Source organism: Kibdelosporangium phytohabitans (assembly GCF_001302585.1).
GTDB classification, from domain to species: Bacteria; Actinomycetota; Actinomycetes; order Mycobacteriales; family Pseudonocardiaceae; genus Kibdelosporangium; species Kibdelosporangium phytohabitans.
In genome coordinates this window covers 7,699,596-7,713,279 of sequence record NZ_CP012752.1, presented here as the reverse complement: position 1 = coordinate 7,713,279, position 13,684 = coordinate 7,699,596, and the positions used below count along the sequence as shown (strand labels likewise).

General features: G+C 68.4%; 15 protein-coding genes. 9 read left to right on the top strand and 6 right to left on the bottom strand.

Going from position 1 to position 13,684, the window contains the following annotated elements; all coding sequences use genetic code 11:
* Positions 1–89: 89 nt before the first annotated feature.
* Positions 90–902 (bottom strand): SAM-dependent methyltransferase, encoded by an 813-nt coding sequence (locus AOZ06_RS34765; protein WP_054293250.1) that lies wholly within the window; start codon positions 900–902, stop codon positions 90–92.
* Between the two features lie 208 nt (positions 903–1,110).
* Here AOZ06_RS34765 and AOZ06_RS34760 point away from each other — a divergent pair, with 208 nt between their 5' ends.
* From AOZ06_RS34760 to AOZ06_RS34740, 5 genes are all read left to right on the top strand, one after another.
* Complete coding sequence (locus tag AOZ06_RS34760) at positions 1,111–1,938, top strand: aminoglycoside phosphotransferase family protein (protein WP_054293249.1); 828 nt, start codon at positions 1,111–1,113, stop codon at positions 1,936–1,938.
* A gap of 4 nt (positions 1,939–1,942) precedes the next feature.
* A complete protein-coding gene (locus AOZ06_RS34755; protein WP_054293248.1) occupies positions 1,943–2,893 on the top strand; it encodes a DNA polymerase domain-containing protein in 951 nt (316 codons plus the stop codon).
* A gap of 221 nt (positions 2,894–3,114) precedes the next feature.
* Positions 3,115–3,741: a nucleotidyltransferase family protein gene (locus AOZ06_RS34750; protein ID WP_063810170.1), complete on the top strand. Its 627-nt coding sequence runs from the start codon at positions 3,115–3,117 to the stop codon at positions 3,739–3,741.
* On the top strand, positions 3,725–3,892 hold the full coding sequence (locus AOZ06_RS60555) for a hypothetical protein (protein ID WP_335338304.1): 168 nt from the start codon (positions 3,725–3,727) through the stop codon (positions 3,890–3,892). Before AOZ06_RS34750 ends, AOZ06_RS60555 begins: the two co-directional genes overlap by 17 nt.
* Entirely contained in the window at positions 3,889–4,608 is a 720-nt protein-coding gene (locus tag AOZ06_RS34740) for a metallophosphoesterase family protein (protein WP_179950759.1), read from the top strand. The genes AOZ06_RS60555 and AOZ06_RS34740 overlap by 4 nt, the downstream gene beginning before the upstream one ends.
* On the opposite strand, the gene AOZ06_RS34735 is transcribed toward AOZ06_RS34740, so the two are convergent.
* Entirely contained in the window at positions 4,570–5,544 is a 975-nt protein-coding gene (locus AOZ06_RS34735; protein ID WP_054293246.1) for a TIGR03557 family F420-dependent LLM class oxidoreductase, read from the bottom strand. The genes AOZ06_RS34740 and AOZ06_RS34735 overlap by 39 nt on opposite strands.
* Before the next feature lie 56 nt (positions 5,545–5,600).
* Here AOZ06_RS34735 and AOZ06_RS34730 point away from each other — a divergent pair, with 56 nt between their 5' ends.
* Together AOZ06_RS34730 and AOZ06_RS34725 are read left to right on the top strand one after the other, a co-directional pair.
* Positions 5,601–6,020 (top strand): CBS domain-containing protein, encoded by a 420-nt coding sequence (locus tag AOZ06_RS34730; RefSeq protein WP_054297139.1) that lies wholly within the window; start codon positions 5,601–5,603, stop codon positions 6,018–6,020.
* Positions 6,020–7,804: a thiamine pyrophosphate-requiring protein gene (locus AOZ06_RS34725; RefSeq protein WP_054293245.1), complete on the top strand. Its 1,785-nt coding sequence runs from the start codon at positions 6,020–6,022 to the stop codon at positions 7,802–7,804. Before AOZ06_RS34730 ends, AOZ06_RS34725 begins: the two co-directional genes overlap by 1 nt.
* A gap of 49 nt (positions 7,805–7,853) precedes the next feature.
* Here AOZ06_RS34725 and nrfD read toward each other — a convergent pair whose 3' ends face one another.
* The 3 genes from nrfD to fdh are packed head-to-tail and all read right to left on the bottom strand — an operon-like array spanning position 7,854 to position 12,585.
* Positions 7,854–8,645 carry an NrfD/PsrC family molybdoenzyme membrane anchor subunit gene (gene nrfD, locus AOZ06_RS34720; protein WP_054293244.1) on the bottom strand — a complete coding sequence of 264 codons (792 nt, stop codon included), beginning with the start codon at positions 8,643–8,645 and terminating at the stop codon, positions 7,854–7,856.
* On the bottom strand, positions 8,645–9,403 hold the full coding sequence (locus AOZ06_RS34715; protein ID WP_063810169.1) for a 4Fe-4S dicluster domain-containing protein: 759 nt from the start codon (positions 9,401–9,403) through the stop codon (positions 8,645–8,647). Before AOZ06_RS34715 ends, nrfD begins: the two co-directional genes overlap by 1 nt.
* The gene (fdh, locus tag AOZ06_RS34710) at positions 9,400–12,585 is read right to left on the bottom strand and encodes a formate dehydrogenase (RefSeq protein ID WP_236951839.1); all 3,186 of its coding nucleotides are present in this window, start codon (positions 12,583–12,585) and stop codon (positions 9,400–9,402) included. Before fdh ends, AOZ06_RS34715 begins: the two co-directional genes overlap by 4 nt.
* A gap of 97 nt (positions 12,586–12,682) precedes the next feature.
* Between fdh and AOZ06_RS34700 the strand changes: the two genes are divergently transcribed.
* Positions 12,683–13,090 carry a phage holin family protein gene (locus AOZ06_RS34700; RefSeq protein WP_054293242.1) on the top strand — a complete coding sequence of 136 codons (408 nt, stop codon included), beginning with the start codon at positions 12,683–12,685 and terminating at the stop codon, positions 13,088–13,090.
* Positions 13,087–13,284, top strand: coding sequence for a DUF3618 domain-containing protein (locus AOZ06_RS34695; RefSeq protein ID WP_054293241.1), 198 nt, complete (start codon positions 13,087–13,089; stop codon positions 13,282–13,284). Before AOZ06_RS34700 ends, AOZ06_RS34695 begins: the two co-directional genes overlap by 4 nt.
* Here AOZ06_RS34695 and AOZ06_RS34690 read toward each other — a convergent pair.
* Entirely contained in the window at positions 13,259–13,648 is a 390-nt protein-coding gene (locus tag AOZ06_RS34690) for a winged helix-turn-helix transcriptional regulator (protein ID WP_054293240.1), read from the bottom strand. The two genes, AOZ06_RS34695 and AOZ06_RS34690, sit on opposite strands and share 26 nt — an antisense overlap.
* Between the last annotated feature and the right edge of the window lie 36 nt (positions 13,649–13,684).

The window sequence follows — 13,684 nt, the reverse complement described above, 5'->3', positions numbered from 1 at the left end:
TGCGGAGTGAGCGCTCACTCCGTCAAACGGTTTGGCCGTGGCCGTAGGTGTCGAAGAGGCGTCGCCAGCGGCCCGCGGGCCGCCAGCCCTCACGGCTTGCGGGCGACCCCGGTGAGCAGCAGGTAGTCGCCGTCCACGCGGGCGTTGGTCAGCGGGCCGTCCGGCCACCACTCGAAGGGGTGGGCCAGGCCGGGGTCGACCAGGTCCGTGCCTTTGAAGAAGGCCGAGATCTGCTCGCGGGTGCGGAACACGCACGTGTCCATCAGCGCCATGAACCTGGCTTGGACCTCCTTGGCCAGCTCGGCGCGGGAACTGCCGTCCGCCGGGTCGAACAGGTGCGAGATGGCGACGTACGAGCCGGACGGCAGCGCGTCGATGTACTTGGCCATCAAGCCCGCCGGGTCGTAGCTGTCAGCGACGTGGTGCAGGGTGTTGCACTGGATCAGCGCCAGCGGTCTGGACCAGTCCAGGTACCGGGTCACGGTCGGGTCCTGCAGCAGGACGTCCGGCTGGCGCAGGTCGCCGACGACGAAGTGCGTCCGGTCGTTCTCCTCGAGCAGCGCCCGGCCGTGTGCCGCGACCATCGGGTCGTTGTCGACGTAGACGATCTGGGCCTCGGGGTTGACCCGCTGGACCGCCTGGTGGGTGTTCTCGGCGGTCGGCAGGCCCGAGCCGAGGTCCAGGAACTGGTCGATGCCCGCGCCGCCCGCCAGGAACCGCACCGCCCTGATCAGCCAGTACCGCGCTTCCCTGCCCGTTCTCGCCGACTCCGGGGCCAGCTGGAGAATCTGCTGGTAGACCTGCCTGTCGACCTCGTAGTGATCCTTGCCGCCGAGGAACGCGTCGTAGACGCGCGCGATGCTCGGCACCGTCGGGTCGATCTCCGGCAGATCGTGGGGCATGGGCTCAGGTTATCGGCCCTGACCCGGCAGTAATCACCAGGTCGAGTGAATGATCGTCTGCCACTCTCGGGGTATGACCTCGGCGAAGATGTGGACGACAGGTGCCTGGCGACAACTCGCCGAGGCGTGGGTGGACGAGCGACTCGCCGATCAGGGCATCAGGCGCGTCGGCGAGTTGACGTAGCCGCGCGTACGGCCATGGGGGACTGTGCTCACCGCGATCACATCCGAAGGCCGCGTCTGGCTCAAGGCTCCGGGCCCCGCGACGGTCTTCGAAGTCCGCTTGTACTCCGTGTTGTCCGAGCTTGTCCCGGAGCGGGTGCTGGCGCCGATCGCGATCGACACCGACCGCGGCTGGCTGCCGCTGCCCGACGGCGGGACGACGTTGCGGGAAAGCGGACCGGACCCCACCACGGGCATGCTGGCAGCCCTGCCGCGATACGGCGAGCTGCAGCGGAAGCTCGCGGCGCACGTGGACAGCCTGCTGGCCACCGGTGTGGCCGACATGCGCGCCGAGGCCACGGCGGAACGTTTCGACCAGGCGGTCGCTGCTGTCCGCAGGCGGCCGCACGACACCGGCGCCGTGGCGGCGATCATCGCCCGGCGCGCGGAGGTGGCCGAGCGGGCCGATCGGCTCGCTCGCGCGTACGTCGCACCCAGCCTGGACCACAACGACCTGCATCCGGGGAACGTGTTCGTGGCCGGCGGGCGGACTGTGTTCTACGACTGGGGCGACAGTGTGGTGGCGCATCCGTTCGCCAGCATGCTCGTGGCCGTTCGAGTGATGCGCGATTCCTACGGCGCGGACGACCGTACGGTCACGCGGTTGCGTGACAGCTACCTGGAGGCGTTCAGTGACCTCGCGCCACACCGCGAACTGGTCGAACAGCTCGACACGGCCTGCTGGGTCGCGCACGTCGCACGGACGTTGGTCTGGGAACGCGCGCTGGGCACGATGGACGACCCCGGTGACTGGGCTGCCGCGCCGCTGCACACGTTGTCCGGGCTGATCGCCGACAACTGGCTTAAGGTATGACGCCATGGCCGATGAAGAGCGGGACGGCGTGTCGCTGACCAATCTCGATCAGGCGCTGTTCGATGGCGCGACCAAACGCGACCTGGTCGACTACCTGGACGCGATGTCCGACCGGATCATCCCCGCGCTGGCGGGCCGCCCGCTCTCGGTCATCCGGATCCTGCGCGGGCAGGGCCCGTTCATGCAGAAGAACGTCCCGAAGTACACGCCGTCGTTCGTGCGCACGGTCAAGCTGTGGGCCGACTCGTCCAAGCGTGAGATCACGTACGCCCTGTGCGACGACCGCAAGACCTTGCTGTGGTTCGGCAACCAGCGCGCGGTGGAGTACCACCCGGCGTTGCGGCAGGCGGGATCGGACCACCAGACGCACATGATCCTCGACCTCGACCCGCCGGAGGGAGAGGCGTTCCCCGTTGTCGTCCAAGCGGCTTTCCTCGTCCGCCAGGCATTGGCGGACTCCGGGCTGAGCGGCGCGGTGAAGACCAGCGGGGCGAAGGGCGTGCACATCTTCGTGCCGCTCGAACCGCACGACGCGGACGACGTCGCCGCGGCGACGCGTGCCCTCGCCGCCCGCGCCGAACGCGTCGACCCGAAACTCGCGACGACCGCGTACATCAAGGAAGAGCGCGGCGGCAAAGTGTTCCTGGACTCCACGCGGGCACACGGCGCGACGGTCGTCGCCGCGTACAGCCCGCGCCTGCGGCCAGGACTGCCTGTGTCGTTCCCGGTCGCATGGGACGACCTGGAATCCGTGTCACCGCGGGACTTCACCGTGCACAACGCTGTCGAACGACTCGGCGGCCAGGACCCGTGGGCCGCGGACATGCCCGCGCCGCAACGGCTCGGCGCCGACTTGATCGCAGAAGGACACACGATCCCGGTCGCCCGCGTCGCCGCGATGCACGAAGGCAAGCGCCGCAAGCGCGCTCGTGAAGAAGCCGGGAAGGACGAGTAGCCGAACGTTCCCGCTTGCCGGTTTTTCACTCGCGATGACCGGTGTCGGCATCGGGGTGACATCATTGTGCAGCCCGTGGTGGCCCCGTCGTCGGCGACCTCACGCTCGACGTGAGCTGAGCCGAATCACCCCAACGAGATTCCCCGTGTGGATTGGTCCGCGCGGGGAACGGGTAAGCATCCGGTATGGGTTCGGACTTCCAGGATGCCTTATTGCGAACCGTGACCAAGGTGGCCGCCGCGTTGCGGCCGACCGGGGTATCGTTCGCGCTGACCGGCGGCTGCGCGGTGTACGCGCGCGGCGGGCCGGAGACTGAACACGACGTCGACATCCTGATTCTCGAACAGGATGTGCCGACCGCGGTGAAGGCGTTGGTGGAAGCGGGTTTCCGCGCCGCCGACCCGCCAGAGGAGTGGCTGACCAAGGTCTACGACGGCGACCGGCTGGTGGATCTGATCTTCCGTGCCAACGAACGCCAGGTCACCCCGGAAATGCTTGACCACGCCGAGGAGATGCGCGTCGGCCCGACCGTGATGCGCGTGCAGCACGGCACCGAGGTGATGATCGGCAAGCTCCTCGCGCTGGAAGTGCACCGCTGCGACCTGGCCGCGCTGCTGCCGATCGCCCGTGCGTTGCGGGAGCAGATCGATTGGGGCCGGGTCCGCGAGCAGACCGCGGAATCGCCGTACGCCGAGGCGTTCCTGTTGTTGTGTGACCGATTGGGCATCATCGACGAAGGGAGTCGGAGCGATGACACCGCCGCAGTACCTGGTGGCGCGCCTGCGGACCACTTTGGCGGAGGATCCCAGAACGGCAGAGCAAGGAGTGCGGGTGACCGTACGGGGTGAGCACATCGTCGTCAGCGGCGACGTCGCCACCGAACAACGCCGGACCGAGTTGTCCGAGGTGATCAGGGACATGGCACCGGACATGGTGATCCACAACGACGTCCGCGTCGTGCCCGCGGGCGAACCGACCAGGCGGGAGGAGCTGACGTGATCCGGATCGCGGCAGTCGGCGACGTTCATCTGGGCGAGGACGCCCGCGGCAGGCTGCGTCCCGCGCTGGACAACCTCGGGGAGCACGCCGACGTGCTGCTCCTCGCGGGTGACCTGACCAGGCACGGCAGTCTCGACGAGGCCCAGGTGGTCGCGGACGAGTTCGGCGACCTGCCGGTGCCGGTCGTCGCCGTGCTCGGCAACCACGACTACCACAGCGACAAGGAAGCCGAGATCACCGATCTGCTGATCGAACGCGGCATCCAGGTCCTCGAGGGCACCGGCACCACGCTCCGGGTCGGACAGTGCACGGTCGGCATCGCCGGCGCCAAGGGCTTCGGCGGCGGGTTCGCCGGCAAGTCGGGCAGCGTGTTCGGTGAGCCGGAGATGAAGGCGTTCATCCAGCACACCGTCGGCATCGCCGACCGGCTGCGGGCCGCGCTGACCGGGCTGGACACCGACATCAAGATCGCGTTGACGCACTACTCGCCGGTCGCGGACACGCTGCGCGGCGAGCCGCCGGAGATCTTCCCGTTCCTCGGCTGCTACCAGCTGGCCGAGGCGATCGACGCGACCGGCGTCGACCTGGCCATCCACGGCCACGCCCACTTCGGCACCGAGCAGGGGATCACGGCGGGCGGCGTGCGCGTTCGCAACGTCGCCCAGCCGGTGATCGGGTCAGCCTTCGCTGTCTACTGCGTCGAGGGCGGGCAGTAGCGAGTCCCTGGCGAAGTCGAGGAAGCCGTCCTGGTGGTCGCCGCCGACCTGCACGATCGCCAGGTCGGTGAACCCGGCATCGGCGTACTTCCTCGCGGCGTCGACGATCGGCTCGACGTCCGGTCCACATGGGATCGAGTCGGCCACGTCCTGCGGCCGCACGAACGAGGTCGCCGCGGCGAAGCTGGTGGCGTCCGGTAGCTCGGCGTTGACCTTCCAGCCGCCGATCGACCAGCGGAACTGCTCGTGTGCGCGGTTGACCGCCGCCTCCCGGTCGGGATCCCAGCAGACCGGCATCTGACCGATCTTGCGGCCGGGCTCCGCCTTCTGGGCGTCCCAGAGCTCGCACAGGTCCGGGTCGGGGTCGGTCGCGATCATGTGGTCGGCCAGCGGCGCGAGCCGGCTGATCGACTGCTTGCCGGACACCGCGGCACCGATGGGCACCCGCACCTCGGGCAGATCCCACAGTTTCGCCGCGTCCACGCGGAAATACGAGCCGTTGTAGTCGAAGTAGCCGCCGTCGAACAGGCCGTGGATGATCTGCAGCGCCTCGGCGAGCATCTCGTGCCGGACGTTCACCGGCGGCCAGCCGCGGCCGACGACGTGTTCGTTGAGGTTCTCGCCCGACCCGACACCGAGGGTGAATCGGTTGTCGGACAACAGCTGTACTGTCGCGGCTTGCTGGGCGACAACCGCGGGGTGGTACCGCATGATCGGACACGTCACGTATGTCATCAACTCGACGCGTTCGGTACATTGAGCGACCGCGCCGAGCACTGTCCACGCGTTGGGTGCGTGGCCCTGTTCGGCCAGCCAGGGGAAGTAGTGGTCGCTGGAGACCTCGAACGCGAACCCGGCCCGCTCGGCCTTGACGGCGTCGTCGACCAGCTGTTTCGGGCCTGCCTGTTCAGTCATCAGCGTGTATCCGATGCGCATGGGTGTGGGCTTCCCACCCATGGGTACTCGAAAACCGACGACGAAGGGAGCACATGATGACGCGCGCACGCGAGATCATGACGCCGGATCCGACCTGTGTGCAGGCCAGCCAGACCATTCGGGACGCCGCGCAGCTGATGGCGGACAAGGGCGTCGGGGCACTGCCGATCTGCGGGGAGGACAACCGTCTCAAAGGGATGATCACCGACCGTGACATCGTGGTGAAGGTGATCGCCGAGGGCAAGGACCCGCGCGCGGTGACCGCCGGTGAACTGGCGCAGGGCGAGGCCGTGACGATCGGTGCCGACGACGAGGCCACCGAGATCATGAACACGATGGCCGAGTACAAGGTCCGCAGGCTGCCGGTGATCGACGGGCACGAACTGGTCGGCATCATCAGCACGGCCGACGTCGCCCGCGCCCTGCCCGAACCGCAGGTCGGGGACCTGGTCGAGGCCCTGTCGGTGGACAGCTGATGGTGGAGACGGTCGGCGACCACGTGCTGCAGCGGTTGCGGGACTGGAACGTCGACCAGGTCTTCGGCTACCCGGGCGACGGCATCAACGGGATCGTCGCCGCGTTCGGCAAGGCGGACAACCGGCCCCGGTTCGTCCAGTCCAGACACGAGGAGATGTCCGCGTTCGAGGCGGTCGGCTACGCGAAGTTCAGCGGCAGGCCGGGTGTCTGCCTGGCCACGTCGGGCCCGGGTGCGATCCACCTGCTCAACGGCCTGTACGACGCGAAACTCGACCACGTCCCGGTCGTGGCGATCGTCGGGCAGACCGCGCGAACCGCCCGCGGCGGCAGCTACCAGCAGGAAGTCGACCTGCAGTCCCTGGTCAAGGACGTGGCCAGCGAGTACTCCGTCGAGGTGACGGTGGCCGAGCAGCTGCCGAACGCGCTCGACCGGGCGTTGCGCACGGCGATCACCCGCAGCGCGCCGACCGTCGTGATCATCCCGAACGACGTCCAGGAAGAGCCCTACGAACCACCGCGGCACGAGTTCAAGCACGTGCCGTCGAGCCGGCCCGGGCTGGTCCGGCCCGTGCTGACGCCGCCGAGTGCCGAGCTCGAACGGGCGGCCGACGTGCTGAACGCGGGGCGGAAGGTGGCGATCCTGATCGGACAGGGCGCGCGGACCGCGACCGCCGAGGTCCGCCAGATCGCCGACCTGACCGGCGCCGGGGTCGCCAAAGCACTGCTGGGCAAGGACGTGCTGGCCGACGACCTGCCGTACGTGACGGGGTCGATCGGTCTGCTGGGCACGCGGCCGAGCTACGAGATGATGCGGGACTGCGACACGCTGCTGATCGTGGGCTCGAACTTCCCGTACAGCCAGTTCCTGCCGGAGTACGGCAAGGCACGCGCGGTGCAGATCGATGTGGACGGTACCCGGATCGGGATGCGTTACCCGACCGAGGTGAACCTGGTCGGTGACGCGCACTCCACGTTGCGCGCCCTGTTGCCGTTGGTGCGGCGCAACGAGAACCGTTCGTGGCGGGAGAAGATCGAGCGGCACGTGACCGGCTGGTGGCAGTCCATGGAACAGCAGGCCATGGTCAGCGCGGAACCGATCAACCCGATCAGGATCGTGCATGAGCTGTCCATTCGGGCGCCCGACAACCTCATCATCACGGCCGACTCGGGCTCGTCCACCAACTGGTACGCCCGCAACCTGCGGATGCGTGGCCAGATGCGGGGTTCGCTGTCGGGCACACTGGCGACCATGGGCGCGGGTGTGCCGTACGCGATCGGTGCCAAGTTCGCCCACCCGGACCGGCCCGTGGTCGCCCTTGTCGGCGACGGGGCCATGCAGATGAACGGCTTGGCCGAGCTGATCACGATCGCCAGGTACCAGAACCTGTGGGCTGATCGCCGCTGCGTGGTGTGCGTGTTCCACAACAACGACCTCAACCAGGTCACGTGGGAGCTGCGTGCGATGGGTGGCGCGCCGAAGTTCGAGGAATCCCAGGCGCTGCCGGACATCAACTACGCGGCGTTCGCGGCGTCCCTCGGCCTGATCGCGCTCAATGTGGACTCGCCGGACGACCTCGGGCCGGCGTGGGACCAGGCGCTGGCGGCCGACCGGCCCGCCGTGCTGGACGTGCGCTGCGACGCGGAGATCCCGCCCATTCCGCCGCACGCCACGGCTGAGCAGGTGAAAGCGGTGACCGAGGCGATCCTCAAGGGCGACCCGGGCAGCGCCAGGATGGCCTACGAAGGCATCAAGGCGAAACTGGCCGAACTCCTCCCGAACTGACCTCCCACTACTCGTGAGTGGTTGAGCCGGTTCTAACCGGCTCAACCACTCACGAGGTCACGGAGGCCACGCCGGTTCGGTATACGCCGAACCGGGTGCACACGCCTGCGGCCAGGTAGCTCACGCCAGCGAGAACGGCGGCGGGCCGGTTGCGGCGCAGCAGGGACAGACCGGCTCCGGCGACTGTCAACGCCTTCGCAGCGGTGAGCAGTTTGCTGGACCGGTAGTTCTCCACCCGCCGTTCCATCGCGGCCGTCGAGGTCAGCTCAAGGGCACTCCCGAGCAAGCCGAGCCGGACAGCGGGCCGGGACGGCGAGGCAAGCAGGGACGCGCCCGCCGCGCTGGTCATGGCACTGCCCGCGAACACGAACGGCAGCTCCGGGTACGCGTTGTGCCACGCCGGGATCGCTGTGTCGGCCAGCAGAACCGAGGTGTACGTGCACATCGCGGGCCCCAGCACGCCCGCCGCGGCCCCGGCGAGCGTCCCGATCCCACGGAACCGTCCACTGAAATCGGTTGTCGCGCTCAACGCCGTCAAGCCGGAGAACGGCGCCAGGATCCAGGAGCCGACCGACAACGGTGACGTCACCTTGAAGACCCGCAGCATGTTCAGGAACCGCTCGGGCCGTCCCAGGTCGTGGACCAACGCTCCCACACTCGCGAGCGATCCGACAGCGGCGGCGATCCGAGCGGGCCTGACCAGCTCGTGACGCCCGGAAAGCTGAGCCGCCAGCGCCATCGACGCCGACGCGCCCGCCATCCCGCCCAGGAACAGGTACCCGGGCACGTCCGGGACCTTCCACACCGGCTCTTTGACGATCGGCTTGCCGTAGTAGCCCATCAGCGCCGCCCCAGGAACGACGCGGCGACCCCGGCGGCGACTGCCACGGCGGCCAGCCCCGCCCGCTTCCACATCGCGGGCAGGTCCCTGGTCGTCACAACGGGATTCGACGGCAGGCCGTAGACCTCGGGTTCGTCCAGCAACAGGAAGAACGCCCCGGCGCCACCGACACCGTCCTCGGGGGAGTGACCGTACAAGCGAGCATCAGCCTGACCTCGCGCGTGCAGTTCCCGCACACGCTCGTCGGCACGTGCCCGCAACTCGTCCAACGGGCCGTACTGGATCGACTCGGTGGGACACGCCGTGGCGCAGGCGGGCATCAGGCCGTCCCCGATGCGGTCGTAGCACATCGTGCACTTCCACGCCCTGCCGTCGTCCTCACGCCGGTCGATCACCCCGAACGGGCACGCGGGAACGCAGTAACCACAACCGTTGCAGATGTCCGCCTGGACGACCACGGTGTCGAACTCGGTGCGGAACAACGACCCTGTCGGGCACACGTCCAGGCACCCGGCCTCGGTGCAGTGCTTGCATACGTCGCTGGACATCAACCACCGGGTGTTGTCCTCGACGGTCTGTTCGATGAACGCGACATGCCGCCAGTTGTTGGCGTTGAGTGAACCGGTGTTGTCGTAGGACATGCCGAGCAGGTCCAGGTCGTCCGCCGGGACGTCGTTCCACGTCTTGCACGCCACCTCACAGGCCTTGCAGCCGATGCACACCGAGGTGTCGGTGAAGAACCCCATGCGTTCGGTCATCCGCGCCTCCGATATTCCTCGACGAGGTCGAGCAGTGCCTGTCCGCGTGGCCGCCTGCCGGGGATGATGTCGCAGGTCGCGGCCTTGGACTCCTGGATGTGCACGTTCGGGTCCGCCGCGACGCCGAGGATGTCGTTGGCCGCGTCGCCGATGGACAGTCCGTTCGGGCCCCAGTGGTACGGCAGACCGACCTGGTGCACGATCTGTTTGCGCATCCGCAACGGTTTCATCCGCTGCGTCACCATCACCCGTGCCTCGATGGCGGTGCGGCTGGTGATGATCGTGGCCCAGCCGAGGTGCTCGAGGCCTTGCTGCTCGGCCAGTTCGGGCGAGACCTCGCAGAAGAACTCGGGCTGCAGCTCCGACAAGTACGGCAGCGTCCGGCTCATCGCACCGGCCGTGTGGTGTTCGGTGAGCCGATACGTCGTGACCACGAAGGGGAACGCCGAACCGTTGCAGGGATTGGCCGGGTGGTCGTAGCGTTGCAGAGTCGGGTTGGCCTGCTGGCCGTACAACGGATTCGAGTACGGCGACTCCAGCGGCTCGTAGTGGGTGGGCAGCGGCCCGTCAGCCAGACCGGCCGGTGCGAACAGCCACGCTTTGCCGTCGGTCTGCATGATGAACGGATCGTCGCCGCCCAACCCGTCCTGGGCCTTGGCGCCGCGCTCCGGCCTGAAGCCCGGCGGTTTGGTCCCCTCGAAGTCCGGCACGTCCTCGCCGACCCACTTGCCCTGCCCGGCGTCCCACCAGATGTACCGTTTGCGTTCGCTCCACGGCTTGCCGTCGGGATCCGCGGACGCCCGGTTGTAGATGATCCTGCGGTTCGCGGGCCACGCCCAGCCCCACTCCGGGGCAACCCAGGTCTGTTCGCGGCCCGGTTTGCGGCGGGCGGCCTGGTTCTCGCCACCGGCCCGGACCCCGCAGTAGATCCAGCAGCCGCACGCGGTGGACCCGTCGTTCTTCAGCTCGGTGTAGGCCGAGAGCGGACCGTCCGGGCCGGTTCCGTTGATCTCCGCCAGCACCGACTCCGCTGACGGTTCACCCAACGGCCCTTCCTCCACGTAGCTCCAGGTCAGGTGCTGCAACGGCAGGTCACGCGGGTCCTTGCTGGCGCGGAGCTTGTGCCTGATCAGCTTGCCGAGGTGGTAGTAGAACCACAGGTCGCTGCGGGCGTCGCCGGGCGGTTCCACGGCTTTGTGGTGCCACTGCAGCAGCCGCTGCGTGTTGGTGAAGCTGCCGTCCTTCTCGGTGTGCGCCGCGGCGGGCATGAAGAACACCTCGGTGCCGATCTCCTCGGTGCGCAGCTCGCCGGTCTCGATCTCCGGCCCGTTGCGCCAGAACGTGGCGCTCTCGATCATCTGCAGGTCCCGTACCACCAGCCAGTCGAGGTTGGCCAGGCCCAGGCGTTGCAGCTTGCCGTTGGCCGAGCCGACAGCGGGGTTCTCGCCGACCAGGAAGTACCCCTTGCACTCGCCTTCGATCTGCCGCAGCACTGTGCTGTACGTGCCGTGGTCGCCGGTCAGCCGCGGCAGGTAGTCGAAGCAGAAGTCGTTGTCCGCGGTCGCGTGTTCGCCCCACCACGACTTCAGCAGGCTCACGGTGTAACTGTCCATGTTGCCCCAGAAGCCCGTGCGCCCCGCGTCGTTGGCGACGAACGACGCCAGGTCCAGGTGCTGGCGCGCGTGCGGCATCGGGATGTAGCCCGGCAGGATGTTGAACAGCGTCGGGATGTCGGTGGAGCCCTGGATGCTGGCGTGCCCGCGCAACGCGAGGATCCCGCCACCGGGACGGCCGATGTTGCCCAGCAACGACTGCAGGATCGACGCTGTGCGGATGTACTGCACGCCGACGGTGTGCTGCGTCCAGCCGACCGCGTAGCACAGCGCCGTCGTGCGGTCCCGGCCCGAGTTCGCCGTGATCGCCTCGGCTACTTCGAGGAACTTCGCGACGGGCACACCGCAGACTTCCTCGACCATTTCGGGCGTGTAGCGCGCGTAGTGCCGTTTGAGGATCTGGAACACGCACCGCGGGTGCCGCAGCGTGGGATCCTCCGCCGGCTTCGCTGCGATCGTGGCTCCGCCGCTGCCGTGCTGCTCGGACTGTGCGGCCGCTTGGTGCTCGCCGCCGGTCCGGTCACCCGGGTCGCCGGAGCCCGACTGGGCTTCGGCGCCCTGGTACGCCCAGCTGGAATGGTCGTACGCGCGTTTGCCCGCGTCGAAGCCGGAGAACAGGCCGTCGAGGTCCTCGGTGTCCTTGAACTCCTCGGTGATGATCGCGGCGGCGTTCGTGTACGCCACCACGTACTCCCGGAACTCCTTGCCGTGCGTGAGCACGTAGTTGACCAGGCCACCGAGGAACGCGATGTCACTGCCCGCGCGGATCGGCACGAACACGTCCGACACCGCGCTGGTCCTGGTGAACCGCGGGTCCACGTGGATGATCTTGGCGCCCTTGGCTTTCGCCGCCATCACCCACTGGAAGCCGACCGGGTGGCACTCGGCCATGTTCGAGCCCTGGATGAGCACGCAGTCCGCGTTCGCGAGGTCCTGCTGGAACGTCGTGGCACCGCCGCGACCGAAGGAGGTCCCCAGACCGGGAACCGTGGAGGAGTGTCAAATCCGCGCCTGGTTCTCGATCTGCACCGCCCCCAGCGCGGTGTAGAGCTTCTTCATCAGGTAGTTCTCTTCGTTGTCCAGCGTGGCGCCGCCGAGGCTGGCGATGCCGAGCGTCCGGCGCAAGGTCAGCCCGTCGTCGTCCGCCTGCTGCCAGGTCCGCTGCCGTGCCGCGATCACCCGGTCGGCGATCATCTCCATCGCCGTGCCGAGATCCAGGTCCTCCCACTCGGTGCCGTGCGGCCGCCGGTAGCGGACCGTCGTCACCCGCGACGGGCTCGTGACCAGTTGCTTGCTCGCCGATCCCTTGGGGCACAACCTGCCGCGCGAGATGGGGGAGTCCGGGTCGCCTTCGATCTGGGTGACCCGGCCGTCTTCGACGAAGACCTTCTGGCCGCACCCGACCGCGCAGTACGGACAGACCGACCGGGTCACCTTGTCGGCCCGCGCGGTGCGCGGCGCCGTCCGCTCGGTGGCTGCCGACCGGACGGCGTCCCCTCGGCCCGACGGGTCGTCACCGGTGATCTGCCTGATCACCGGCCAGCCGGAAATCCACTGGCGCACGCCCACCCGCCTCACGCTACCCACCCGTCCCGGGTTGCGCAGTTCGTGCGCATCCTGAATGGACAGCAGGTTTCACCCGGACGGGGCCGGGTAGCCACCCTGTGTGAACAGCCACGATGACGAGCGGTCCGTCGCCAAGCTGGTCGGTGACCTTGCCGAGCAGACCAGCAGGCTGGTCAAGGCGGAGGCGAGACTGGCCGCGCAGGAGATGACGTCCAAGACCAAACAAGCCCTGTTCGGCACGGGTGCCTTCGGGGTGGCCGGTCTGCTCGCGTTCTACGGCGGCATGGTGCTGCTCGCGTGCGCGGTGCTGGGCCTCGCCACCGTGCTGGCGCCGTGGCTGGCGGCGCTGCTCGTCGGCGCCGCCGTGCTCGTGCTGGCCGGGATCGCCGCGCTGGTCGGCAAATCCCAGTTGAGCAAGGGAGTGCCGCCGGTGCCCGACGACATGGGTGACCGCGTACGCGAGGACATCCGGATCATGACGCATCCGAAGAAGGACGTACCGGCATGAGTACCCACCAGGACCTGCAGCACGAAGTCGAGAAGACCCGCCGCGAGCTCAGCGAGACCGTGGACGAGCTGGTGAACAGGATGGACATCAGCCAGCGGGTCCGCCCGCTGGTCCAGGCGGTGAAGGACTACCGGCTGCCGATCGCGTTGTTCGCGCTGTCGCTCGCCCTCACCTTGTGGGGACGGCGGAAGTAGCGTTCTTCACGGCCCATTCGGCCAGTGCGGACAACGGTTCGAGCAGGCTGACACCCAGCGGCGTGAGGCTGTACTCGACGCTCGGCGGAACGCTCGGGAACACCTCACGCCGCACCAGGCCGTCCTCTTCCAGTGTGCGCAGGGTCCGGGTGAGCATCCGCTGACTGACGCCCTCGATGGAGCGGTGCAGCTCGTTGTACCGGTACGGCCGTTTGCCCAGCATGATCACCACGAGCATGCTCCACTTGTCGCCGATCCGCCGGAACAGGTCGGTGACCGGGCACGCCGCGAGCTCGTCGTGCGGCACCGGGTTCGGTAGCTCGTGCGCGATGACGGCAGGCACATCTGTGTTCGTACCGGACATGAAACTGCCTTCTTTCGTTCGCCGCGTACCCCACCC

Bases quoted from the DNA above. Each gene is read 5' to 3' on its own strand.
- AOZ06_RS34755 (WP_054293248.1), top strand. From the start codon at position 1,943: ATGGCCGATGAAGAGCGGGACGGCGTGTCGCTGACCAATCTCGATCAG.
- AOZ06_RS34765 (WP_054293250.1), bottom strand. From the start codon at position 902: ATGCCCCACGATCTGCCGGAGATCGACCCGACGGTGCCGAGCATCGCG.
- AOZ06_RS34715 (WP_063810169.1), bottom strand. From the start codon at position 9,403: ATGACCGAACGCATGGGGTTCTTCACCGACACCTCGGTGTGCATCGGC.
- AOZ06_RS34690 (WP_054293240.1), bottom strand. From the start codon at position 13,648: ATGTCCGGTACGAACACAGATGTGCCTGCCGTCATCGCGCACGAGCTA.
- AOZ06_RS34725 (WP_054293245.1), top strand. From the start codon at position 6,020: ATGGTGGAGACGGTCGGCGACCACGTGCTGCAGCGGTTGCGGGACTGG.
- nrfD (WP_054293244.1), bottom strand. From the start codon at position 8,645: ATGGGCTACTACGGCAAGCCGATCGTCAAAGAGCCGGTGTGGAAGGTC.
- AOZ06_RS34735 (WP_054293246.1), bottom strand. From the start codon at position 5,544: ATGCGCATCGGATACACGCTGATGACTGAACAGGCAGGCCCGAAACAG.
- AOZ06_RS34695 (WP_054293241.1), top strand. From the start codon at position 13,087: ATGAGTACCCACCAGGACCTGCAGCACGAAGTCGAGAAGACCCGCCGC.
- AOZ06_RS34730 (WP_054297139.1), top strand. From the start codon at position 5,601: ATGACGCGCGCACGCGAGATCATGACGCCGGATCCGACCTGTGTGCAG.